The following is a 21,027-nucleotide window of genomic DNA, read 5'->3' as shown; positions in this document are numbered from 1 at the left end:
ACGGCCTCAGGCTTTCCCCGCTTTCGCCAGCTCCTTCACCAGCGGCAGCATCACCTTCACCACATCACGACTGCGGTGTTCAATCCGCTGCGGCAGCGCGCGATCGATGTGCTGCTGATTGTCCAGCATCACGTTGTGCCAGCTCGTCCCGTCCGGGAAGGCCTTCGATTTAGCCCGCTGCTGGTAGCCATCTTTTTTGCCCAGCGCCCAGTTCGTCGCTTCCACGTACAGCACCGGAATGCCCGCCTTATCGAACACTTCCCCGTCGTTGCAGCAGCCTGTGCCTCGCGGATAATCCGGGTTACCGCCGGGATTGCTGGTGGCATAAACCCCATGGCTGCGGGCTATCGCCAGCGCCCGGTCGCGCGTCAGTTTCCGCACGGTACCCGGCGTACTCTGCCCACTGTTGAAATAGAGCTTATCGCCGACGATCAGGTTGTCGAGGTTGATCACCAGCAGCGTATTTTTCTTCTCCTCAGCGCTCATGCGCTTAAGGAGATTCTCAGCGCCGAGTTTGCCCTCTTCCTCACCGCTGGTGGCAACAAAACGAATGCCATATTGGGTGGGAATATCTTTCATCCGCTCGGCCAGTTCGAGCATCACACCCAGGCCTGCGGCATTGTCGTCCATGCCCTGCAGCGTCAGCCCGCCAAGATTGTTATCCGTATCGGCGTCACTCATCGGGGCGTAGGTATCAAGGTGCGCCATAATGATAATTTGCTCTTTTGCGCTGCCTTCGTGGGCCGCAATCACCGTACTGCCGGTCACGTTATGCCAGTTTTTCGTTTTATTTCGCGAGGTATAGACGTAGCGGCTATGAAACGATCGGATATCGCTCTGGTAACCCATGTCGGCAAACTGCTGGCGAAGATAGTCCGCGGAGAGCATTTCCGCAGGCGAGCCGGTCATGCGGCCAGGGAAAACGGTGGCAATATGCCGCGCCTGCATAGTGGCGATTTCACCATAAGGTTGGTTTTTTGCCTGGGCAGGAAGAATAAAGCAAACGCCGAGCGCCAGGGCAGCAATACGGTGGCGCGTTGCGGAAAACATAGTGAGTCCTTAAAAACAGAGCAAAATAATAACCCGCCTAGTATGAAACTGTGATCGTCCATACACAATTTGAATCGTTCTTAAATGCCCGAAATTTCGCGCGTTAAGCACTTTTTGGTATTAGCTTTTTCGCAGCGTTATTCCATTGAGTAACTACTCATTCCAATTCGTAATTTCATTCGGTCTAAGCCGCCCCCTATAGTCCCTCTATTCCTCGTTGTTAGTGAGTTGTTGCCTGTGGACTATCTGCCCTTATTTGCTGCGATTAAAGAGAAACCGGTGCTGGTGGTTGGCACGGGTGAAATCGCCGATCGCAAAATCGCGTTTCTGCAGCGCGCAGGGGCCCAGGTAAAAGTCGTTGAAGAGGCGGATTTCGACGAGTCACAAATCGACAGCGTCGTGCTGGTAATTGCGGCGACCGACGATCGTGAACTGAACCAGCGGATCTCCGACGCCGCTCAGGCCCGTTACCGCCTGGTGAACGTGGTGGACGACCAGCCTTTATGCTCGTTTATTTTCCCGTCGATCGTTGACCGTTCGCCGCTGCTGGTGGCGATCTCCTCCGGCGGTACCGCACCGGTGCTGGCGCGCGTGCTGCGGGAAAAAATCGAAGCGCTGCTGCCGACCAGCCTCGGGCGCATGGCGGAGAAAGCCAGCTACTGGCGCAACCATCTGAAAACCCGCCTGACCAGCGTGACGGAACGCCGTCGCTTCTGGGAACGCGTGTTTCGCGGCCGCTTTGCCAGCCTGATGCATGCCGGTAATGAGACAGCGGCGCAGAAAATCCTCGAGGACGAACTGGATAACCCCGGCAGTACGGGCGGGGAGATCATTCTGGTGGGCGCGGGGCCGGGCGATGCCGGGCTCCTGACGCTGCGCGGCCTGCAGGTGCTGCAGGATGCGGACGTGGTGTTCTACGACCACCTGGTCACCGACGGCGTGCGCGAGCTGATCCGTCGCGACGCGGAGCAAATCTGCGTCGGCAAACGGGCGGGCGAACACTCGGTGCCGCAGCACGACACCAACCAGATGCTAATTGACGCCGCGAAAGCGGGCAAAACCGTGGTGCGCCTGAAGGGGGGCGATCCGTTCATTTTCGGTCGCGGCGGCGAAGAGCTGCAGGCGGCAGCCGAAGCGGGCGTTCCGTTCCAGGTGGTGCCCGGCATCACGGCGGCTTCTGCGGTAACGGCCTACGCCGGTATCCCGTTGACCCACCGCGATTACGCCCAGAGCGTCACCTTTGTGACCGGCCACTACAAGGCGGACAGCACGCCGTTCGACTGGTCGCATCTCGCCCAGAGCCGCCGGACGCTGGCGATATACATGGGCACGATGAAAGCGGCGGACATCAGCGAACAGCTTATTCAGCACGGTCGCGAGGCGACGACCCCCGTTGCCGTCATTTCTCGCGGCACGCGCGTCGATCAGCATGTTGCTGTCGGCACACTTCAAGAACTTGCAACCCTGGCGAAAGACGCCCCGATGCCTGCCCTGATCGTGGTGGGGGAAGTGGTGCAGCTGCACAGCACGCTCGCCTGGTTTCAGCACACAACCGATACAGAAGGCTTTGGTTCTTCTGTTGTAAATTTGGCTTAAGGAACGGTTATGGACCAAAAACGTCTTACACACCTGCGGCAGCTCGAAGCGGAAAGTATCCATATTATCCGCGAAGTGGCCGCCGAGTTTTCTAACCCGGTGATGATGTACTCCATCGGTAAAGATTCCAGCGTCATGCTGCATCTGGCGCGTAAAGCGTTTTATCCGGGCACGCTGCCGTTCCCGCTGCTGCACGTGGACACCGGCTGGAAATTCCGCGAGATGTACGAATTCCGCGACCGTACCGCGAAAGCCTACGGCTGCGAGCTGCTGGTGCATAAAAACCCGGAAGGGGTGGCGATGGGGATTAACCCGTTCGTGCACGGCAGCGCCAAACACACCGATATCATGAAAACCGAAGGGCTGAAGCAGGCGCTGAACAAATACGGTTTTGATGCGGCCTTCGGCGGCGCGCGCCGTGACGAAGAGAAATCCCGCGCTAAAGAGCGTATCTACTCCTTCCGCGACCGCTTCCACCGCTGGGACCCCAAAAACCAGCGTCCGGAGCTGTGGCACAACTACAACGGCCAGATTAACAAGGGCGAAAGCATCCGCGTCTTCCCGCTCTCCAACTGGACCGAGCTGGATATCTGGCAGTACATCTATCTGGAAAACATCGAGATCGTTCCGCTGTATCTGGCCGCCGAGCGCCCGGTGCTGGAGCGTGACGGCATGCTGATGATGATCGACGACGATCGCATCGACCTGCAGCCGGGTGAAGTGATCAAAAAACAGATGGTCCGTTTCCGCACCCTCGGCTGCTGGCCGCTGACCGGCGCGGTGGAATCCAACGCCCAGACGCTGCCGGAGATCATCGAAGAGATGCTGGTGTCGACCACCAGCGAGCGACAGGGGCGCGTGATTGACCGCGACCAGGCAGGCTCCATGGAGCTGAAGAAACGTCAGGGTTATTTCTAAGGAGCCGCCATGAATACCACTATTGCTCAACAAATTGCCAACGAAGGCGGTGTGGAAGCGTATCTGCACGCGCAACAACACAAAAGCCTGCTGCGTTTTCTGACCTGCGGCAGCGTGGATGACGGGAAAAGTACCCTGATTGGCCGCCTGCTGCACGATACGCGCCAGATTTATGAAGATCAGCTCTCCTCCCTGCATAACGACAGTAAGCGTCACGGTACCCAGGGCGAAAAGCTGGATCTGGCGCTGCTGGTTGACGGCCTGCAGGCGGAGCGCGAGCAGGGCATCACCATCGATGTGGCCTACCGCTATTTCTCTACCGAGAAGCGCAAATTTATTATCGCCGACACCCCGGGGCACGAACAGTACACCCGCAATATGGCGACCGGCGCGTCGACCTGTGACCTGGCGATCCTGCTGATCGACGCCCGTAAAGGCGTGCTGGATCAGACCCGTCGCCACAGCTTTATCTCCACGCTGCTGGGGATCAAACACCTGGTGGTGGCGGTCAACAAGATGGATCTGGTGAACTTCAGCGAAGAGAAGTTCGAGGAGATCCGCCAGAGCTACCTGACCTTTGCCGAACAGCTGCCGGGCAACCTGGATATCCGCTTTGTGCCGCTCTCGGCGCTGGAAGGGGATAACGTCGCCTCCCAGAGCGCGAACATGCCGTGGTACAGCGGCCCGACGCTGCTGGAGGTGCTGGAGACGGTTGAAATTCAGCGCGTGGTCGACACTCAGCCGATGCGCTTCCCGGTGCAGTACGTGAACCGTCCTAACCTCGACTTCCGCGGTTTCTCCGGTACTCTCGCGTCAGGCTCCGTGAAGGTGGGTCAGCGCGTCAAGGTGCTGCCATCCGGTGTGGAATCGACCATCGCACGCATCGTCACCTTCGACGGCGATCTCCAGGACGCAGGCGCCGGTGAAGCGGTAACCCTGGTGCTGAAAGACGAGATTGATATCAGCCGGGGCGACCTGCTGGTGGACGCGCAGGAAACGCTGGCGGCGGTGCAGGGCGCGTCCGTGGACGTGGTGTGGATGGCGGAACAGCCGCTGACCGCAGGCCAGAGCTACGACATCAAAATCGCCGGCAAGAAGACCCGCGCCCGCGTGGACGGTATTCAGTTCCAGGTGGACATCAACAACCTGACCCAGCGCGAGGTCACCGAGCTGCCGCTGAACGGTATTGGTCTGGTCGATCTGACCTTTGACGAACCGCTGGTGCTGGATCCGTATCAGCAAAATCCGGTGACGGGCGGGCTTATCTTTATTGACCGCCTGACGAACGTCACCGTCGGCGCGGGGATGGTCCGTGAGCCAAACGAACAGGCGTCCGCAGCTTCAGAATTCAGCGCCTTTGAGCTGGAGCTGAACGCGCTGGTGCGTAAGCACTTCCCGCACTGGGGCGCGCGCGATCTGCTGGGAGGCAAGTAATGGCTGCCCATGATGAGAACGTCGTCTGGCATCCTCATCCGGTCACCGTCGCCCAGCGCGAACAGCTCCACGGTCACCGTGGAGTTGTGCTGTGGTTTACCGGGCTGTCCGGCTCGGGTAAATCGACGGTGGCGGGCGCGCTGGAAGAGGCATTGCATCAGCAGGGCGTAAGCACGTACCTGCTGGATGGCGACAACGTGCGCCATGGCCTGTGCAGCGATTTAGGGTTCAGCGACGACGACCGCAAAGAGAACATCCGTCGGGTCGGGGAGGTCGCCAGCCTGATGGCCGACGCCGGGCTGGTGGTGCTGACCGCATTTATCTCTCCACACCGCGCCGAGCGCCAGATGGTGCGCGAACGGGTCGGTCAGGATCGCTTTATTGAAGTGTTTGTGGATACGCCGCTGGAGGTTTGCGAAGCGCGCGACCCGAAAGGGCTGTACAAAAAAGCGCGTGCCGGGGAGCTGCGCAACTTCACCGGAATTGACGCGGTCTACGAAGCGCCTGAATCGCCTGAAATTCACCTGGAGGGTCAACAATTGGTAACAAATTTAGTAAGCCAATTATTAGACCTGCTCAGACGGGACGATATTATCAGATCCTGAGACGGTATCGTTCGGGAGCTGTCTTCCCGAACGATGAGTCACGGTCACAGGACTAGCTATGCGCAACAGTGAACATTACATCACCACCACCGGGTCGGAGCCGCTTGCGACCGACGACGAAACGACCTGGTCATTTCCTGGGGCCATCATTGGCTTCGTCTCATGGTTGCTGGCGCTGGGTATCCCGTTTCTTATCTACGGCGGCAACACGCTGTTCTTCTTTCTCTACACCTGGCCTTTCTTTCTGGCGCTGATGCCCGTGGCGGTTGTCGTGGGCATTGCGCTTCACTCGCTGCTCAACGGCAAGCTCCTGTACAGTACCGTGGTCACGATTGTGACGGTGGTGCTGATGTTTGGTCTGTTATTTTTGTGGCTCATGGGCTAACTTCAGCCATAATTCAAACCGTAACCAACTGTGTAACGATATTGAGCAGGACGATTCTGCGGAAAAAATGTGGTACATTTGCCCGCGATGTTGCGGCATCTCTGTTACCCCGGCGTAGTGCTCTGGGGAAGTCTTGGGATGATGATGCCGTTTTTCAGGGGGCAGGATGGGTAAACTAACGCTGCTGTTGCTGGCTTTGCTAATCTGGCTGCAATATTCGCTGTGGTTCGGTAAGAACGGACTGCACGACTATAGCCGGGTGAGCGATGACGTCGCGGCTCAGCAGGCAACAAACGCCAAACTTAAGGCGCGAAACGATCAACTCTTCGCTGAAATTGATGACCTCAATGGCGGGCAAGAGGCGATTGAGGAACGCGCACGCAATGAACTCAGTATGACTAAGCCGGGCGAAACCTTTTATCGTCTGGTTCCGGATGCGTCTAAACGCAATCAGGGCTCAGCACAAAACAATCGATAATCAGGCCCAGGATTACGACATGGCAGTAACTTTTTCGGACGTATGCGCCGTGGTGCCGGCCGCAGGTTTTGGCCGGCGCATGCAGACAGAATGTCCCAAGCAATACCTCTCTATTGGCGATAAAACGATCCTCGAGCACGCCGTGGCGGCGCTGCTGGCGCACCCGCGGGTGACGCGGGCGATCATCGCTATCAGCCCCGGCGATGAGCGCTTCGCGCAGCTCCCGCTGGCAAATCATCCACAGATTACCGTTGTCGATGGCGGTGCCGAGCGCGCCGATTCCGTGCTGGCAGGCATTCAGGCGGCCGGTAACGCGCCGTGGGTGCTGGTCCATGACGCGGCACGTCCGTGCTTGCATCAGGACGATCTCGCTCGTCTGCTGGCATTGAGCGAAACCAGTAAAGTGGGCGGCATTCTGGCCGCCCCCGTGCGCGACACCATGAAGCGTGCCGAGCCGGGCAAACGGGCTATCGCCCACACCGTCGATCGCGTCGATCTATGGCACGCGCTGACGCCGCAATTTTTCCCCCGCGAACTGCTCCACGACTGCTTAACGCGCGCGCTTAACGAAGGTGCGACCATCACGGACGAAGCTTCTGCGCTGGAGTACTGCGGTTTCCACCCTGAGCTTGTTGAAGGACGTGCTGATAATATTAAAGTGACGCGTCCGGAAGATTTACAGCTCGCGGAATTTTATCTTACCCGTTCGACCCATCAGGAGAAGGCATAATGCGAATTGGACACGGTTTTGATGTACACGCCTTTGGCGGCGAAGGCCCAATTATCATTGGCGGCGTGCGCATTCCTTATGAAAAAGGGCTGCTGGCGCATTCTGATGGCGACGTGGCGCTGCATGCGCTGACCGACGCGCTGCTGGGCGCGGCCGCACTGGGTGATATCGGCAAGCTGTTCCCGGACACCGATCCGGCGTTTAAAGGGGCGGACAGCCGTGAACTGCTGCGCGAAGCGTGGCGCCGCATCCAGGCGAAAGGCTACACCCTTGGCAACGTCGACGTGACGATTATCGCTCAGGCCCCAAAAATGCTGCCGCACATTCCGCAGATGCGCGTATTTATTGCAGAAGATCTGGGCTGCCATATGGACGACGTGAACGTCAAAGCGACGACGACCGAGAAGCTGGGCTTTACCGGTCGCGGCGAAGGGATAGCCTGTGAAGCCGTGGCGCTGCTGGTGAAGGCGAGCAAATGACAGACTTTGACAACCTGACATACCTGCACGGTAAGCCGCAGGGGAGCGGGGTGCTGAAAGCCAGCCCTGAAGATTTCCTCGTGGTCGAGGATCTGGGCTTTGAGCCGGATGGCGAAGGCGAACATATCCTGGTGCGTATTCTGAAAAATGGCTGCAATACCCGCTTTGTGGCCGACGCGCTGGCAAAATTCCTCAAAATTCATGCCCGCGAGGTGAGCTTTGCCGGGCAGAAAGATAAACACGCCGTCACGGAACAGTGGCTCTGCGCGCGCGTTCCCGGCAATGCGATGCCTGATTTAAGCAAATTTGAGCTTGAGGGCTGTAAGGTACTGGAATATGCCCGCCACAAGCGCAAACTGCGTCTGGGCGCGTTAAAAGGCAACGCGTTTACGCTGATGCTGCGCGAAGTGACTGACCGTGAAGACGTTGAAAAACGCCTGAATGCCATCAGCGACCGCGGCGTACCGAACTACTTTGGCGCCCAGCGCTTTGGCATCGGCGGCAGCAACCTGCAGGGCGCACTGCGCTGGGCGCAAAGCGACGCGCCGGTGCGGGACAGGAATAAACGCAGTTTTTGGTTGTCGGCGGCCCGCAGTGCGTTGTTTAATCAGATTGTGAGTGAAAGGCTGAAAAAACCAGACGCGAATCAAGTTGTTGTTGGCGATGCGCTACAATTAGCGGGACGCGGAAGCTGGTTTGTGGCAACGGCCGAAGAGATGGCGGATGTCCAGTCGCGCGTGGACGCAAAAGGGCTGCTGATCACCGCCGCGTTGCCCGGTACGGGCGACTGGGGAACCCAGGGGGAGGCCCTGGCCGCCGAGCAGTCAGCCGTGGCGGATGCGCCAGAATTGCAGTCCTTGCTGGTGCGGGAAAAAGTCGACGCGGCACGCCGCGCGATGCTGCTCTATCCGCAGCAGTTAAGCTGGAACTGGTGGGATGACGTGACCGTCGAGTTACGCTTCTGGCTGCCGGCAGGCAGCTTTGCCACCAGTGTTGTCAGGGAACTTATCAACACCTCGGGTGATTATGCGAATATTGCTGAGTAACGATGACGGGATCCACGCGCCAGGCATTCAGACCCTGGCGAAACACCTCCGTGAGTTTGCGGATGTGCAGGTTGTGGCGCCCGATCGTAACCGCAGTGGAGCGTCTAACTCGCTGACGCTGGAGTCGTCGCTTCGCACCTTTACCTTTGAAAATGGCGATATTGCCGTACAGATGGGCACGCCGACCGACTGTGTTTTTCTGGGCGTGAACGCGCTGATGCGGCCGCGTCCGGATATCGTCGTCTCCGGCATTAACGCCGGGCCTAACCTCGGCGATGACGTGATTTACTCCGGCACCGTGGCGGCCGCAATGGAAGGCCGCCATCTGGGATTCCCGGCGCTGGCGGTCTCGTTGAACGGCTACACGCACTACGACACCGCTGCCGCGGTGACCTGTTCGATCCTGCGGGCGCTCGGCCGCGAGCCGTTGCGTACCGGACGCATCCTCAACATCAACGTGCCGGATCTTCCTCTCGATGAAATTAAAGGCATCCGCGTCACCCGTTGCGGGAGTCGACATCCTGCCGATCAGGTGATCCCGCAGCAGGATCCGCGCGGCAACACGCTTTACTGGATCGGCCCTCCTGGCGATAAGTGCGATGCGGGTCCGGATACTGACTTTGCCGCCGTGGAGGAAGGCTATGTTTCGGTTACCCCGCTGCACGTAGATTTAACCGCGTATAGCGCGCATGATGTGGTGTCGGGCTGGCTGGAACGCGCAGGAGTGAACGCGCAATGGTAAACAAACGTGTACAAACTCTTCTGGAACAACTACGCGCGCAGGGGATCCGCGACGAGCACGTGCTCGAAGCGCTCGCCTTGGTTCCGCGTGAGAAATTTGTAGACGAGGCGTTTGAACACAAAGCGTGGGAAAACGTGGCGCTGCCCATCGGGCAGGGCCAGACGATTTCGCAGCCTTACATGGTGGCTCGCATGACGGAGCTGCTGGAGCTGACGCCCGATTCCCGCGTGCTGGAGATTGGCACCGGGTCGGGGTATCAGACCGCGATCCTGGCGCATCTCGTTCATCACGTATGCTCCGTTGAGCGGATCAAAGGTTTACAGTGGCAGGCGCGTCGTCGCCTGAAACAACTTGATTTACATAATGTTTCGACACGACACGGTGATGGATGGCAGGGTTGGAAGGCTCGTGCCCCGTTTGACGCGATCATCGTGACGGCGGCCCCGCCAGAAATTCCAGCTGCCCTGTTGTCGCAGCTGGATGAGGGGGGCATTCTGGTTCTGCCTGTCGGGGACGAGCAGCAGCTGTTGAAGCGCGTTCGTCGGCGCGGCGGCGAGTTTATTATCGACACCGTGGAAGCCGTGCGCTTTGTGCCTCTGGTGAAGGGGGAGTTGGCCTGAGACTCGGAATTATCCAGGGTTATTAAGGCAAATTCAGCGTATGGTGTGGCGCGAAAGATTCGTGCCATCACGGTAAATTTTAAGTCACTGGTAGTTAACACATTCCTGGGGGATAAATGAGCGCGGGAAGCCCTAAATTCACCATCAGCCGTGTTGCGGCATTATCACTGGTTTCGCTCTGGCTGGCAGGCTGTACAAGTTCTAACAACGCGCCTGCCCCCGTCAGTTCCGTCGGCGGAAACAGCGGCTCCGGTAACACGTCCAGCGGAATGTTAATCACGCCGCCACCTAAAATGGGAACGGCTGCGCCGCAGCAAACGCCACAAATTCAGCCTGTGCAACATCCTGTTACACAGCCAATGCAGGTTCAGCCAGTTGAACAGCCTGTTCAGACCCAAAACGGCCGCATAGTCTATAACCGTCAGTATGGGAACATTCCGAAAGGCAGCTACACCGGTGGCAGCACCTATACCGTGAAACGCGGCGATACGCTGTTCTACATTGCGTGGATCACCGGGAACGATTTCCGTGACCTCGCGCAGCGCAACAACGTCCAGGCCCCATATGGTCTGGAAGTCGGGCAAACGCTCCAGGTGGGCAACGCGACGGGTACGCCGCTTACGCCTGGCAACACGGTTTCAGCGGCCGATGTGACGGCTCAAAATAACAGCGTTAAGCCTGCACAAAAATCCACCACGGTGGTTGCTTCACAACCTGTAATTACGTATTCTGAGGATTCAGGTGATCAGACTGCTAACAAAATGTTGCCGAATAATAAAGGGACTGCGACTGCTGTCACAGCACCGGTTACGGCACCTGTGGTTAGCTCTACTGAACCGACTGCCAGCAGTATGACCTCCAGTTCGCCGATTTCTGCATGGCGCTGGCCGACTGACGGCAAGGTTATCGAGAACTTCTCTTCTTCCGAAGGGGGAAATAAAGGGATCGATATCGCAGGGAGTAAAGGACAGGCTATCATCGCGACCGCAGATGGACGCGTTGTGTATGCCGGTAACGCTCTGCGCGGTTACGGTAATCTTATCATCATCAAACACAACGATGATTACCTGAGTGCCTACGCCCATAACGACACAATGCTGGTCCGGGAACAACAAGAAGTTAAGGCGGGGCAAAAAATCGCTACCATGGGTAGCACCGGAACCAGTTCTACACGCTTGCATTTTGAAATTCGTTACAAGGGGAAATCCGTAAACCCGCTGCAGTACTTGCCGCAGCGATAATTTGACGGGGCATGCCAGCCAGGGTGTCTCGTTCAGGGATCACGGGTAGGAGCCACCTTATGAGTCAGAATACGCTGAAAGTTCATGATTTAAATGAAGACGCGGAATTTGATGAGAACGGAGTAGAGGCTTTTGACGAAAAAGCCTTAGTAGAAGAGGAACCCAGTGATAACGATTTGGCTGAAGAAGAGCTGTTATCGCAGGGCGCCACACAGCGTGTACTGGACGCGACTCAGCTTTACCTTGGGGAGATTGGTTACTCCCCACTGCTAACGGCCGAAGAAGAAGTCTATTTCGCACGTCGTGCTTTGCGTGGTGATGTGGCCTCGCGTCGTCGCATGATTGAAAGTAACCTGCGACTGGTCGTGAAAATTGCCCGCCGTTACGGCAATCGTGGTCTGGCTCTGCTGGATCTGATTGAAGAGGGCAACTTAGGTCTCATCCGCGCAGTTGAGAAGTTTGACCCGGAACGCGGGTTCCGTTTCTCAACCTACGCGACCTGGTGGATTCGTCAGACCATCGAACGGGCTATTATGAACCAGACCCGTACGATTCGCCTGCCGATTCACATCGTCAAAGAGTTGAACGTGTATCTGCGTACCGCGCGCGAGTTGTCCCATAAGCTGGACCACGAGCCAAGCGCAGAAGAAATTGCCGAACAACTCGATAAACCGGTTGATGACGTAAGCCGTATGCTGCGTCTCAACGAGCGCATTACCTCCGTTGACACCCCGCTGGGTGGCGACTCCGAAAAAGCGCTGCTGGACATCCTGGCCGATGAAAAAGATAACGGTCCGGAAGACACCACGCAGGACGATGACATGAAACAGAGCATCGTCAAATGGCTGTTCGAATTGAACGCCAAACAGCGTGAAGTGCTGGCGCGTCGCTTCGGTTTACTGGGGTATGAAGCTGCGACACTGGAAGACGTCGGCCGCGAAATTGGCCTGACCCGTGAACGTGTTCGTCAGATTCAGGTTGAAGGTCTGCGCCGCCTGCGTGAAATCCTGCAGGGGCAAGGTCTGAATATCGAAGCGCTGTTCCGCGAATAAGCAACCTTTCGTCAAAAAAGGCCCGTCGTGAGACGGGCCTTTTTCTTTTGTGTTACGGCTGCGTCGCCGTCTCGTGCAGCAGACGCCAGGTTATTTTGTCACCTTCCTGATTAAGCACCGCGGTTGACCAGCGCACGTTAACGGGCAGGTCTGGCCGGGTTTGCGTCTCCCGGTAGTGAAGCACTGCACCCCGTTCGCCGCTCTGGATCGTGGTTAATTCGTCAATGACGATTTTCAGCCCGGGACGGCTTCCGCGCTGTTTTTCCAGAAAACTGGCCAGGCCGTTATAGTCGACCTGCACACCGCCCGGCGGGATCATCAGAAAATCGCGACGGAAACGGGCGAGCAGGGCGTCGGCCTCGCCTTCACCTTTGCCTAACCATGCTTCAAGCGCAATGTGGAGGTCGATAATGTCGTGTTCGAAAGGCGTCATGAATTCTCCTGTCGCAGCGGGTTTAGCACCTGCGTATTGTTAAGACGAAAAACGTACGGTACAGGCAGCAAGGTCATGCCTGCGGCAAAAATAAACATCCCGTGCCAGGCGGCGTGTGGCGTCAGCCACGCCTGCGCCAGGTTCAGCACCTGCGCCAGCAGCAGGGCACCGGCAAAAAAGCTCAATTGACGATTGAGATTCCACAGCGCGCTGGCATCCGGCATCTCGTCCCGGCGCGTTGTCAGAAACGCGCTGCTCTGAGCCGTGCTGCTGCACAGGCTTCCCCCGGCGCCCATCAGGGCAAACGCGACGGCAGGCAACAGCGTAGCCGAACTGACGTTAATCAAAAGCAGAATGCCCGTCGCCTGCAACAGGCAGCCGATGACGATCAGGGGTCGGGGGCCGATACGGTTAAAATAACGTCCCGTTGCCGTGATGGCGATAAACGATGCCACAGACCACGGCAGCATGAGCATGCCCGTAGCGGCGGGACTCATGTTCGCCACGTTCTGAAGATAAAACATGCCCGTGACGTTCACCCCAATAAATACGCCAGGAACGCAGATATAGACAAGCATGGAAAAACGCAAAAGCGGGTCCGCGAGCAAGGTCAGGTTTAGCAGTCTGGCCGCGTTCATCGCAGGCATTTCGTGTTTAAGCCACAGGCAGGCCAGAACGAAGGTCACGATAGCCACCGGAAGCGTGGCGAAAAAGATCCATCGCCAGCCTAGCGTCTGCACCAGCACGCCGCCGATAGCCGGGGAGCAGGCCGGGGCAAGCAACGCAACCAGCATCACCGCCGAAGAGAGCTTCGCACGCTCCTGAGGCCTGAACTGTTGCCAGGTCAGCGCCTGTCCGACGGGGATCAGTAAGCCTCCTCCCACGCCCTGAAGCACTCGCCAGGCAATCAGACTTTCCAGCGTTGCAGACAGGCCCGCCGCAGCGGAGGCGGCACTGAACAGAAAAAGCGAGAGCAGGATGACGCGCTTTGGCCCGATGCGGCGCGAGAGCAGGCCGCTGAACGGGATCGCCAGCGTCAGGCCGGCAATGTAGCCGTTACTGACCCAGGCAAGGGCAGAAGGCGTGGTGTTAAAGGCGTGAGCCATCGCCGGAAAGGCGACGCTGGCAATAAACATGTTGATCAAATCAAGAAAAAAGCCCAGCAGATAGACAACGGCAACTTGGCTGCGATACGTCATGGTGGATCCTCCGGTGAGGTGGCGTATCGTATCGGCTCGGGAATCACGGATAAACCTGACAAAGCGCGATATACTGTCAAAAATATTTTGACAGTAAAGGGCGTGATGATGATTAACCTGCAGCGGACGCAGATGTTTATCGCGGTGGCCGACACCGGCAGTTTTACGGCGGCCGCCGAGGCGATGGGGCTGACAAAAGCGGTCGTCAGCTTCAATATCCGCCAGCTTGAAGATGAGCTGGGCGTTACGCTGCTGCTGCGCTCCACCCGCCGCCTGACGCTAACCGAGGCGGGCGTGCTTTTTCATCAGCGCAGCGTGGCGCTTCTGAAGGAGGCCGAACGGCTGCAGGATGATGTCCGTGCGAACCATGCGGGGCTCACCGGCGAGCTGCGGATCACGACCACGCCTGAATATGGCGCCCGGGTCGTGGTGCCGCTGCTGGCCAGGTTTAGCCAGCAGCACACGGATCTTCGCGTCCGACATGTTTCGTCGTCACTGCACGCAGACCTTATCTCGGAGCGCTTTGACGTGGCCATCCGGCTGGGGACGCTTGTTGATTCGCGCAACCACGCCGCACTGATTTCTCACTTTTCTATTCTCCCCGTCGCGACGCCCGAGTGGCTTGCGAGAAACCCGATCGAATCGCTTGCGCAGCTGGCGCAGGCCGACTGGATTATCCACGAGCGCTTAGCCTCGCCGCTGCGCTGGCAGGTGAAAGATGCCCGCGGTGCGCCTGACGTGCTGGAGATAAAAAAGGCGCCGCGTTTGTTTGCCGACAGCGCTCAGGCCCTTATGGCTTTTGCGCTCGCAGGCGGTGGGGTGGCGTTACTGCCGGAATGGCTGGTGCGCGATTCGCTTGATGCGGGAACGCTGGTGACGATTTTACCGGAGTATACCTTTGCGCGGCAGGGGATCTATGCGGTCTATCCTGATGCCCGGCATGTGCCCGCAAAAGTGCGCACCTTTATCGATTTTATGCGCACCAGCGTGAGTTAATCGTGCATCATCTTTTTGATGAGCGCAGAGAACTGCTCCCGCTCGGCCTTGTTAAGGCGTCCTAAAAAGGCCTCATCAACCTCATTGCCTACCGGCTTACAGTCTGCAAGCAGGGCTTCACCTTCTGGCGTCAGGAAGACAAAGCGACGGCGTTTATCCGCAGGGTCGTGCTCGCGTTTGACCAGCCCGCGCGCCTCCATGCGGCTCAGCATTTCCGCCAGGGTCGCTTTCGTGCTGACCGCGACTTCAGTCAATGCCACCTGTTCAATGCCCGGATGCTCGGCAATCGAGCGCATCACCGCATACTGCGGCTTGGTCAGTTCCGGCAGGGCATGTTGCCACTTCGCGGTATGCTGTTGAAAAAGCTGACGTAACAGGTGGAACGCCTCTTGTCTTAGTTCCATGAACACTCCGACAGAAAAAATCACCCCCTATGATAGCCGCTAAAGTCCAGGATGATAATGCGGCATTTTTTAGCATTTTGTGTGATCGTGTACGAACGATCTTGTCAGTAAAACAATCCGGGAGTAGTTTACCTACAATGTTCGCATACGAACAAATTGATTGAGGTGATGAATGAGATTGATCGTGGGAATGACGGGGGCGACGGGTGCTCCGCTGGGCGTGGCGCTGCTGCAGGCGCTGCGGGAAATGCCGGAAGTAGAGACGCATCTGGTGATGTCGAAGTGGGCAAAAACCACCATTGAGCTGGAAACGCCTTACACCGCCCAGGATGTTGCTGCCCTGGCTGACGTCGTCCACAGCCCGGCTGACCAGGCCGCCACCATCTCCTCCGGCTCGTTTCGTACCGACGGCATGATCGTCATTCCCTGCAGCATGAAAACGCTGGCCGGGATCCGCGCGGGCTATGCCGAAGGGCTGGTGGGCCGTGCGGCGGATGTGGTGCTGAAAGAGGGGCGTAAGCTGGTGCTGGTGCCCCGTGAAACGCCGCTCAGCACCATTCATCTGGAGAACATGCTGGCGCTCTCCCGCATGGGCGTGGCGATGGTGCCGCCCATGCCTGCGTACTACAACCACCCGCAAACCGCCGATGACATTACCCAGCATATTGTGACCCGCGTGCTCGACCAGTTTGGCCTGGAGTATAAAAAGGCGCGCCGCTGGAACGGGTTGCGGGAGGGGAAACATTTTTCACAGGAGAATAAAGATGGCATTTGATGATCTGAGAAGCTTCCTGCAGGCGCTCGATGAGCAAGGGCAACTGCTGAAAATTGAGGAAGAGGTAAACGCCGAGCCGGATCTGGCGGCGGCAGCCAACGCGACAGGCCGCATCGGTGACGGCGCACCCGCGCTGTGGTTCGACAACATTCGCGGCTTTACCGATGCCCGCGTGGTGATGAACACCATCGGCTCCTGGCAAAATCACGCTATTTCGATGGGGCTGCCTGCGAACACGCCGGTGAAAAAGCAGATCGACGAGTTTATTCGCCGCTGGGATAAATTCCCGATTGCGCCAGAGCGCCGCGCCAACCCGGCCTGGGCGCAGAATACGGTGGACGGTGAAGACATTAACCTGTTCGACATCCTGCCGCTGTTCCGCCTGAACGACGGGGACGGTGGTTTTTATCTCGACAAAGCGTGCGTTGTCTCGCGCGATCCGCTCGACCCGGATAACTTCGGCAAGCAGAACGTTGGCATCTACCGCATGGAAGTGAAGGGCAAGCGCAAGCTCGGCCTGCAGCCGGTGCCGATGCACGATATCGCCCTGCATCTGCACAAAGCGGAAGAGCGCGGCGAAGACCTGCCGATTGCGATTACGCTGGGCAACGACCCGATCATCACCCTGATGGGCGCGACGCCGCTGAAATACGATCAGTCGGAATATGAAATGGCCGGTGCGCTCCGTGAAAGCCCGTACCCGATTGCCACCGCGCCGCTGACCGGCTTCGACGTGCCATGGGGTTCTGAAGTGATCCTGGAAGGGGTGATTGAAGGCCGTAAGCGCGAAATTGAAGGGCCGTTCGGCGAGTTTACCGGGCACTACTCCGGTGGCCGTAACATGACGGTTGTCCGTATCGACAAAGTTTCTTACCGCACCAAACCGATTTTCGAATCCCTTTACCTCGGCATGCCGTGGACCGAGATTGATTATCTGATGGGGCCAGCCACCTGCGTGCCGCTCTACCAGCAGCTGAAAGCGGAGTTCCCGGAAGTGCAGGCGGTAAACGCGATGTACACCCATGGTCTGCTGGCGATCATCTCCACCAAAAAGCGTTACGGCGGCTTCGCCCGCGCGGTTGGCTTGCGCGCCATGACCACGCCGCACGGCCTGGGATACGTGAAGATGGTGATCATGGTGGATGAGGATGTCGACCCGTTCAACCTTCCGCAGGTGATGTGGGCGCTGTCATCGAAGGTCAACCCAGCAGGCGATCTGGTGCAGCTGCCGAACATGTCGGTGCTTGAACTCGATCCGGGATCCAGTCCGGCGGGTATTACCGACAAACTGATTATTGATGCGACCACGCCTGTCGCACCGGACACCCGGGGCCACTATAGCCAGCCGGTTCAGGATCTTCCCGAAACCAAAGCCTGGGCTGAAAAATTGACCGCGATGCTGGCTGCACGCCAATAAGGAGGAAAAGATGATTTGTCCACGTTGTGCCGATGAGCATATTGAAGTGATGGCGACGTCACCGGTGAAAGGGGTCTGGACCGTTTACCAGTGCCAGCATTGTCTGTATACCTGGCGCGATACCGAACCGCTGCGTCGTACCAGCCGCGAGCACTACCCGGAAGCGTTCCGCATGACGCAGAAGGATATTGACGAGGCGCCACAGGTGCCGACAATCCCGCCGCTGCTCTAAAAAAAAGCCCGGTGGCGCTGCGCTTACCGGGCGATAATATTGTGCGGTCTGTTTTGCCGGGTGGCGGCTTCGCCTTACCCGGCCTACAAAATTCGTAGGCCCGGTAAGCGCAGCGCCACCGGGCAAAGACCGCAGAGAACTAAACCAGACTCTTCAACCGATAAATCCACTCCAGCGCCTGACGCGGCGTCAGGGAATCAGGATCGAGATTCTCCAGCGCTTCCACAGCAGGCGATGTCTCTTCCGCTGGCACCAGCAGCGACATCTGCGTACCATCGATCTGCGTCGCCGCCGCATTCGGTGACAGGCTTTCCAGCTCACGCAGTTTCTGACGCGCGCGCTTGATCACCTCTTTCGGTACACCGGCCAGCGCCGCAACGGCCAGACCATAGCTCTTGCTTGCCGCGCCATCCTGCACCGTGTGCATAAAGGCGATGGTGTCGCCGTGCTCCAGCGCATCAAGGTGGACGTTAGCCACGCCTTCCATTTTCTCCGGCAACTGCGTCAGCTCGAAGTAGTGGGTGGCGAACAGCGTCATGGCCTTGATTTTATTCGCGAGGCTTTCCGCACAGGCCCAGGCCAGCGACAGGCCATCGTAGGTTGACGTTCCGCGTCCGACTTCGTCCATCAACACCAGGCTGTGCTCCGTCGCGTTATGCAGAATGTTTGCCGTTTCGGTCATTTCGACCATGAAGGTTGAGCGGCCGCTCGCCAGATCGTCCGCAGCCCCGACGCGGGTAAAGATACGGTCGATGGGTCCAATCTCCACGTTTTGCGCCGGAACGTAGCTGCCGATATAGGCAAGCAGGGCAATCAGCGCCGTCTGACGCATATAGGTACTCTTACCGCCCATGTTCGGACCGGTAATGATCAGCATTCTTCGCTGCGGCGACAGGCTCAGCGGGTTGGCGATGAATGGTTCGTTCAGCACCCGCTCGACCACCGGGTGACGGCCTTCGGTAATGCGAATGCCGGGCTTGTCGGTAAAGGTCGGGCAGGTGTAGTTCAGCGTTTCCGCGCGTTCGGCCAGGTTCACCAGCACGTCCAGTTCCGCCAGCGCGCTGGCGCTCAGCTGCAGGTCGGCCAGGTGTGGCATCAGCATGTCAAACAGCTCTTCATAGAGCTGTTTTTCCAGCGCCAACGCTTTGCCTTTCGAGGTGAGAACTTTGTCCTCGTACTCTTTCAGCTCGGGAATGATGTAGCGTTCAGCGTTTTTCAACGTCTGGCGGCGCACGTAGTGAATCGGCGCCAGGTGGCTCTGCCCGCGGCTGATTTGAATGTAGTAACCGTGAACCGCGTTATACCCCACCTTCAGGGTGTCGAGACCAAGACGCTCGCGCTCGCGGATCTCCAGCTTATCAAGGTAGTCCGTCGCGCCGTCGGCCAGCGCGCGCCATTCGTCCAGTTCCTCGTTGTAGCCCGGGGCAATCACGCCGCCATCGCGCACGAGAACCGGAGGCGCATCAATAATGGCGCGTTCAAGCAGCTCGCGGAGTTCGGTAAATTCGCCCATGGTTTCGCGGAGTTTCTGTACCGGCGCGCTGTCAACGTCGCTCAGCTGCGCACGCAGTTCCGGCAGCTGCTGGAAAGCATGACGCATCCGCGCCAGATCGCGCGGTCGCGCCGTGCGCAGCGCCATACGGGCCAGAATACGTTCCAGATCGCCCACCTGACGCAGGACCGGCTGCAGCTCGGTATAGCGATCCTGCAGGGCGGCAATCGTCTGCTGACGGCAAACCAGCGTAGCGGTATCGCGAATCGGCATATGCAGCCAGCGTTTCAGCATACGGCTGCCCATTGGCGTGACCGTATTGTCGAGGACCGACGCGAGCGTATTTTCTACGCCGCCCGCCAGGTTCTGGGTGATCTCCAGGTTACGGCGCGTGGCGGCATCCATGATGATGCTGTCCTGCTGGCGCTCCATGGTGATAGAGCGGATATGCGGCAGGGCGGTGCGCTGGGTATCTTTTACGTACTGCAGGAGGCAACCTGCCGCGCACAGCCCGCGCGGGGCATTTTCAACGCCAAAGCCAATCAGATCGCGGGTGCCAAACTGCAGATTCAGCTGCTGGCGCGCGGTATCAATTTCGAATTCCCACAGCGGACGGCGGCGCAACCCGCGACGGCCTTCAATCAGCGACATTTCGGCGAAATCTTCGGCGTAGAGCAGTTCTGCCGGGTTGGTGCGCTGCAGTTCGGCTGCCATTGTTTCTCGGTCAGCCGGTTCACTCAGACGAAAACGCCCGGAGCTGATGTCCAGCGTCGCGTAGCCAAAGCCTTTGCCGTCCTGCCATAGCGCTGCCAGCAGGTTATCCTGGCGCTCCTGAAGCAGGGCTTCATCACTGATGGTGCCCGGCGTGACGATGCGCACGACCTTGCGCTCAACCGGACCTTTTGAGGTCGCGGGATCGCCAATCTGTTCGCAGATGGCGACAGACTCACCCTGATTCACCAGTTTCGCCAGGTAGTTTTCTACCGCGTGGTGCGGAATACCGGCCATTGGGATGGGTTCACCAGCCGATGCGCCCCGTTTGGTCAGCGAGATGTCGAGCAGCTGCGATGCGCGTTTGGCATCGTCATAAAACAGCTCGTAAAAATCGCCCATACGGTAAAACAGCAGGATTTCCGGATGCTGTGCCTTCAGCTTCAGATACTGCTGCATCATCGGCGTATGTGCGTCGAAATTGTCGAGTGTGCTCATGGAGTTATGATGTCCATTTCTTTGAATATAAACCGTTTTGAGCGGCTCAGTGGCCGTTTGTTCCTTCTATTGTCGCATGAAAAAAAGGTACGGCGCAGAAAAATGTCGCCGCTTTACGAGGCGTCTTCCGACATGAGCTCAATGACGATTTTTCCATGCTCCACACCCACTCGCACCCGGGAGTGGGTGGTAAACCCTGCCTTTTCAAGCCAGTCACCTTTTAAGCTCAGCGCCGCATGCACGCTGTAGCGCTTCGGTATCTTGGTATTGCGGTCTTCATGGCGCTTTCTGAAATATCCCACTGTTAAATGGCGATAGGGTTTGTTGATAGCGAGTTCTTGCATAGGGTCTCCCGACAACACGGATAAAAGTCATTACTGATGCCTGTATAAAATACCAGTAATGGTTGGGCCTGGCAGGGCTAAAACTGGAATCAGGCTTCAGAAAACAACATGCAATAACTGAAATCCCGCATTGAAAGGTGTATTATTTTT

The 21,027-nt window shown here is 58.0% G+C and carries 24 protein-coding genes; 17 read left to right on the top strand and 7 right to left on the bottom strand.

Annotated features, from left to right (window positions below; all coding sequences use genetic code 11):
- Positions 1-6: 6 nt before the first annotated feature.
- Positions 7-1,050 carry an aminopeptidase gene (locus tag ACOTXF_RS13035; RefSeq protein WP_008499615.1) on the bottom strand — a complete coding sequence of 348 codons (1,044 nt, stop codon included), beginning with the start codon at positions 1,048-1,050 and terminating at the stop codon, positions 7-9.
- A 237-nt stretch (positions 1,051-1,287) separates the two neighbouring features.
- Here ACOTXF_RS13035 and cysG point away from each other — a divergent pair, with 237 nt between their 5' ends.
- From cysG to ACOTXF_RS12980, 11 genes are all read left to right on the top strand, one after another.
- Positions 1,288-2,646, top strand: coding sequence for a siroheme synthase CysG (gene cysG / locus ACOTXF_RS13030; RefSeq protein ID WP_394815761.1), 1,359 nt, complete (start codon positions 1,288-1,290; stop codon positions 2,644-2,646).
- Positions 2,647-2,655: 9 nt separating this feature from the next.
- Positions 2,656-3,564, top strand: a complete 909-nt coding sequence (cysD, locus tag ACOTXF_RS13025) for a sulfate adenylyltransferase subunit CysD (protein WP_008499613.1) — start codon at positions 2,656-2,658, stop codon at positions 3,562-3,564.
- Between the two features lie 9 nt (positions 3,565-3,573).
- Entirely contained in the window at positions 3,574-4,998 is a 1,425-nt protein-coding gene (cysN, locus tag ACOTXF_RS13020; RefSeq protein ID WP_047746431.1) for a sulfate adenylyltransferase subunit CysN, read from the top strand.
- Positions 4,998-5,603, top strand: coding sequence for an adenylyl-sulfate kinase (gene cysC, locus ACOTXF_RS13015; RefSeq protein WP_021241908.1), 606 nt, complete (start codon positions 4,998-5,000; stop codon positions 5,601-5,603). The genes cysN and cysC overlap by 1 nt, the downstream gene beginning before the upstream one ends.
- Before the next feature lie 58 nt (positions 5,604-5,661).
- A complete protein-coding gene (locus ACOTXF_RS13010; protein WP_008499610.1) occupies positions 5,662-5,988 on the top strand; it encodes a DUF3561 family protein in 327 nt (108 codons plus the stop codon).
- Positions 5,989-6,154: 166 nt separating this feature from the next.
- Positions 6,155-6,466, top strand: coding sequence for a cell division protein FtsB (gene ftsB / locus ACOTXF_RS13005; RefSeq protein WP_008499609.1), 312 nt, complete (start codon positions 6,155-6,157; stop codon positions 6,464-6,466).
- Between the two features lie 19 nt (positions 6,467-6,485).
- A complete protein-coding gene (gene ispD, locus ACOTXF_RS13000) occupies positions 6,486-7,196 on the top strand; it encodes a 2-C-methyl-D-erythritol 4-phosphate cytidylyltransferase (RefSeq protein WP_023344811.1) in 711 nt (236 codons plus the stop codon).
- Complete coding sequence (gene ispF / locus ACOTXF_RS12995) at positions 7,196-7,675, top strand: 2-C-methyl-D-erythritol 2,4-cyclodiphosphate synthase (protein ID WP_008499607.1); 480 nt, start codon at positions 7,196-7,198, stop codon at positions 7,673-7,675. The genes ispD and ispF overlap by 1 nt, the downstream gene beginning before the upstream one ends.
- On the top strand, positions 7,672-8,721 hold the full coding sequence (gene truD, locus ACOTXF_RS12990; protein WP_047746433.1) for a tRNA pseudouridine(13) synthase TruD: 1,050 nt from the start codon (positions 7,672-7,674) through the stop codon (positions 8,719-8,721). Before ispF ends, truD begins: the two co-directional genes overlap by 4 nt.
- On the top strand, positions 8,702-9,463 hold the full coding sequence (gene surE / locus ACOTXF_RS12985) for a 5'/3'-nucleotidase SurE (RefSeq protein WP_023344809.1): 762 nt from the start codon (positions 8,702-8,704) through the stop codon (positions 9,461-9,463). Before truD ends, surE begins: the two co-directional genes overlap by 20 nt.
- On the top strand, positions 9,457-10,083 hold the full coding sequence (locus tag ACOTXF_RS12980; RefSeq protein ID WP_008499604.1) for a protein-L-isoaspartate(D-aspartate) O-methyltransferase: 627 nt from the start codon (positions 9,457-9,459) through the stop codon (positions 10,081-10,083). The genes surE and ACOTXF_RS12980 overlap by 7 nt, the downstream gene beginning before the upstream one ends.
- Before the next feature lie 94 nt (positions 10,084-10,177).
- Here ACOTXF_RS12980 and ACOTXF_RS12975 read toward each other — a convergent pair whose 3' ends face one another.
- Positions 10,178-10,309 (bottom strand): peptidase, encoded by a 132-nt coding sequence (locus tag ACOTXF_RS12975; protein ID WP_369751013.1) that lies wholly within the window; start codon positions 10,307-10,309, stop codon positions 10,178-10,180.
- Between ACOTXF_RS12975 and nlpD the strand changes: the two genes are divergently transcribed.
- Both nlpD and rpoS read left to right on the top strand, forming a co-directional pair.
- The gene (nlpD, locus tag ACOTXF_RS12970) at positions 10,251-11,324 is read left to right on the top strand and encodes a murein hydrolase activator NlpD (RefSeq protein WP_240613108.1); all 1,074 of its coding nucleotides are present in this window, start codon (positions 10,251-10,253) and stop codon (positions 11,322-11,324) included. The two genes, ACOTXF_RS12975 and nlpD, sit on opposite strands and share 59 nt — an antisense overlap.
- 59 nt (positions 11,325-11,383) lie before the next feature.
- Entirely contained in the window at positions 11,384-12,376 is a 993-nt protein-coding gene (gene rpoS / locus ACOTXF_RS12965) for an RNA polymerase sigma factor RpoS (protein ID WP_008499600.1), read from the top strand.
- Between the two features lie 52 nt (positions 12,377-12,428).
- Here rpoS and ACOTXF_RS12960 read toward each other — a convergent pair whose 3' ends face one another.
- Complete coding sequence (locus ACOTXF_RS12960) at positions 12,429-12,809, bottom strand: DUF4440 domain-containing protein (RefSeq protein ID WP_032675421.1); 381 nt, start codon at positions 12,807-12,809, stop codon at positions 12,429-12,431.
- The gene (locus ACOTXF_RS12955; protein ID WP_048962669.1) at positions 12,806-14,008 is read right to left on the bottom strand and encodes an MFS transporter; all 1,203 of its coding nucleotides are present in this window, start codon (positions 14,006-14,008) and stop codon (positions 12,806-12,808) included. Before ACOTXF_RS12955 ends, ACOTXF_RS12960 begins: the two co-directional genes overlap by 4 nt.
- A 108-nt stretch (positions 14,009-14,116) precedes the next feature.
- Here ACOTXF_RS12955 and ACOTXF_RS12950 point away from each other — a divergent pair, with 108 nt between their 5' ends.
- Positions 14,117-15,004, top strand: a complete 888-nt coding sequence (locus ACOTXF_RS12950; protein ID WP_048962671.1) for a LysR family transcriptional regulator — start codon at positions 14,117-14,119, stop codon at positions 15,002-15,004.
- On the opposite strand, the gene ACOTXF_RS12945 is transcribed toward ACOTXF_RS12950, so the two are convergent.
- Positions 15,001-15,408 carry a MarR family winged helix-turn-helix transcriptional regulator gene (locus ACOTXF_RS12945; RefSeq protein ID WP_008499596.1) on the bottom strand — a complete coding sequence of 136 codons (408 nt, stop codon included), beginning with the start codon at positions 15,406-15,408 and terminating at the stop codon, positions 15,001-15,003. The genes ACOTXF_RS12950 and ACOTXF_RS12945 overlap by 4 nt on opposite strands.
- Positions 15,409-15,580: 172 nt before the next feature.
- On the opposite strand from ACOTXF_RS12945, the gene ACOTXF_RS12940 reads away from it, so the two are divergent.
- The 3 genes from ACOTXF_RS12940 to ACOTXF_RS12930 are packed head-to-tail and all read left to right on the top strand — an operon-like array spanning position 15,581 to position 17,832.
- Positions 15,581-16,183, top strand: a complete 603-nt coding sequence (locus ACOTXF_RS12940; protein ID WP_316937174.1) for a non-oxidative hydroxyarylic acid decarboxylases subunit B — start codon at positions 15,581-15,583, stop codon at positions 16,181-16,183.
- The gene (locus ACOTXF_RS12935; protein WP_008499594.1) at positions 16,173-17,600 is read left to right on the top strand and encodes a non-oxidative hydroxyarylic acid decarboxylases subunit C; all 1,428 of its coding nucleotides are present in this window, start codon (positions 16,173-16,175) and stop codon (positions 17,598-17,600) included. Before ACOTXF_RS12940 ends, ACOTXF_RS12935 begins: the two co-directional genes overlap by 11 nt.
- Before the next feature lie 10 nt (positions 17,601-17,610).
- The gene (locus ACOTXF_RS12930) at positions 17,611-17,832 is read left to right on the top strand and encodes a non-oxidative hydroxyarylic acid decarboxylases subunit D (RefSeq protein WP_003862116.1); all 222 of its coding nucleotides are present in this window, start codon (positions 17,611-17,613) and stop codon (positions 17,830-17,832) included.
- 139 nt (positions 17,833-17,971) lie between these two features.
- Here ACOTXF_RS12930 and mutS read toward each other — a convergent pair whose 3' ends face one another.
- Both mutS and ACOTXF_RS12920 read right to left on the bottom strand, forming a co-directional pair.
- Positions 17,972-20,533, bottom strand: a complete 2,562-nt coding sequence (mutS, locus tag ACOTXF_RS12925) for a DNA mismatch repair protein MutS (RefSeq protein WP_150319510.1) — start codon at positions 20,531-20,533, stop codon at positions 17,972-17,974.
- A gap of 113 nt (positions 20,534-20,646) precedes the next feature.
- Positions 20,647-20,877, bottom strand: coding sequence for a SymE family type I addiction module toxin (locus tag ACOTXF_RS12920; RefSeq protein ID WP_008499591.1), 231 nt, complete (start codon positions 20,875-20,877; stop codon positions 20,647-20,649).
- Positions 20,878-21,027 lie beyond the last annotated feature (150 nt).

The sequence above is a fragment of the Enterobacter cloacae complex sp. IR53041 genome (assembly GCF_049238285.1).
Lineage (GTDB): Bacteria > Pseudomonadota > Gammaproteobacteria > Enterobacterales > Enterobacteriaceae > Enterobacter > Enterobacter roggenkampii.
The sequence above is the reverse complement of the archived record's forward strand: the minus strand, read 5'-3'. Positions and strand labels throughout refer to the sequence as shown.

Coding starts and splice junctions, on each gene's coding strand:
- cysC (WP_021241908.1), top strand. CDS start 4,998: ATGGCTGCCCATGATGAGAACGTCGTCTGGCATCCTCATCCGGTCACC.
- ACOTXF_RS12960 (WP_032675421.1), bottom strand. CDS start 12,809: ATGACGCCTTTCGAACACGACATTATCGACCTCCACATTGCGCTTGAA.
- ACOTXF_RS12935 (WP_008499594.1), top strand. CDS start 16,173: ATGGCATTTGATGATCTGAGAAGCTTCCTGCAGGCGCTCGATGAGCAA.
- ftsB (WP_008499609.1), top strand. CDS start 6,155: ATGGGTAAACTAACGCTGCTGTTGCTGGCTTTGCTAATCTGGCTGCAA.
- ispD (WP_023344811.1), top strand. CDS start 6,486: ATGGCAGTAACTTTTTCGGACGTATGCGCCGTGGTGCCGGCCGCAGGT.
- rpoS (WP_008499600.1), top strand. CDS start 11,384: ATGAGTCAGAATACGCTGAAAGTTCATGATTTAAATGAAGACGCGGAA.
- ACOTXF_RS12920 (WP_008499591.1), bottom strand. CDS start 20,877: ATGCAAGAACTCGCTATCAACAAACCCTATCGCCATTTAACAGTGGGA.
- ACOTXF_RS13035 (WP_008499615.1), bottom strand. CDS start 1,050: ATGTTTTCCGCAACGCGCCACCGTATTGCTGCCCTGGCGCTCGGCGTT.
- ACOTXF_RS12945 (WP_008499596.1), bottom strand. CDS start 15,408: ATGGAACTAAGACAAGAGGCGTTCCACCTGTTACGTCAGCTTTTTCAA.
- ACOTXF_RS12950 (WP_048962671.1), top strand. CDS start 14,117: ATGATTAACCTGCAGCGGACGCAGATGTTTATCGCGGTGGCCGACACC.
- ACOTXF_RS12930 (WP_003862116.1), top strand. CDS start 17,611: ATGATTTGTCCACGTTGTGCCGATGAGCATATTGAAGTGATGGCGACG.
- ACOTXF_RS12940 (WP_316937174.1), top strand. CDS start 15,581: ATGAGATTGATCGTGGGAATGACGGGGGCGACGGGTGCTCCGCTGGGC.
- cysN (WP_047746431.1), top strand. CDS start 3,574: ATGAATACCACTATTGCTCAACAAATTGCCAACGAAGGCGGTGTGGAA.
- ACOTXF_RS13010 (WP_008499610.1), top strand. CDS start 5,662: ATGCGCAACAGTGAACATTACATCACCACCACCGGGTCGGAGCCGCTT.
- ACOTXF_RS12980 (WP_008499604.1), top strand. CDS start 9,457: ATGGTAAACAAACGTGTACAAACTCTTCTGGAACAACTACGCGCGCAG.
- mutS (WP_150319510.1), bottom strand. CDS start 20,533: ATGAGCACACTCGACAATTTCGACGCACATACGCCGATGATGCAGCAG.
- ACOTXF_RS12955 (WP_048962669.1), bottom strand. CDS start 14,008: ATGACGTATCGCAGCCAAGTTGCCGTTGTCTATCTGCTGGGCTTTTTT.
- ispF (WP_008499607.1), top strand. CDS start 7,196: ATGCGAATTGGACACGGTTTTGATGTACACGCCTTTGGCGGCGAAGGC.
- surE (WP_023344809.1), top strand. CDS start 8,702: ATGCGAATATTGCTGAGTAACGATGACGGGATCCACGCGCCAGGCATT.
- truD (WP_047746433.1), top strand. CDS start 7,672: ATGACAGACTTTGACAACCTGACATACCTGCACGGTAAGCCGCAGGGG.
- cysD (WP_008499613.1), top strand. CDS start 2,656: ATGGACCAAAAACGTCTTACACACCTGCGGCAGCTCGAAGCGGAAAGT.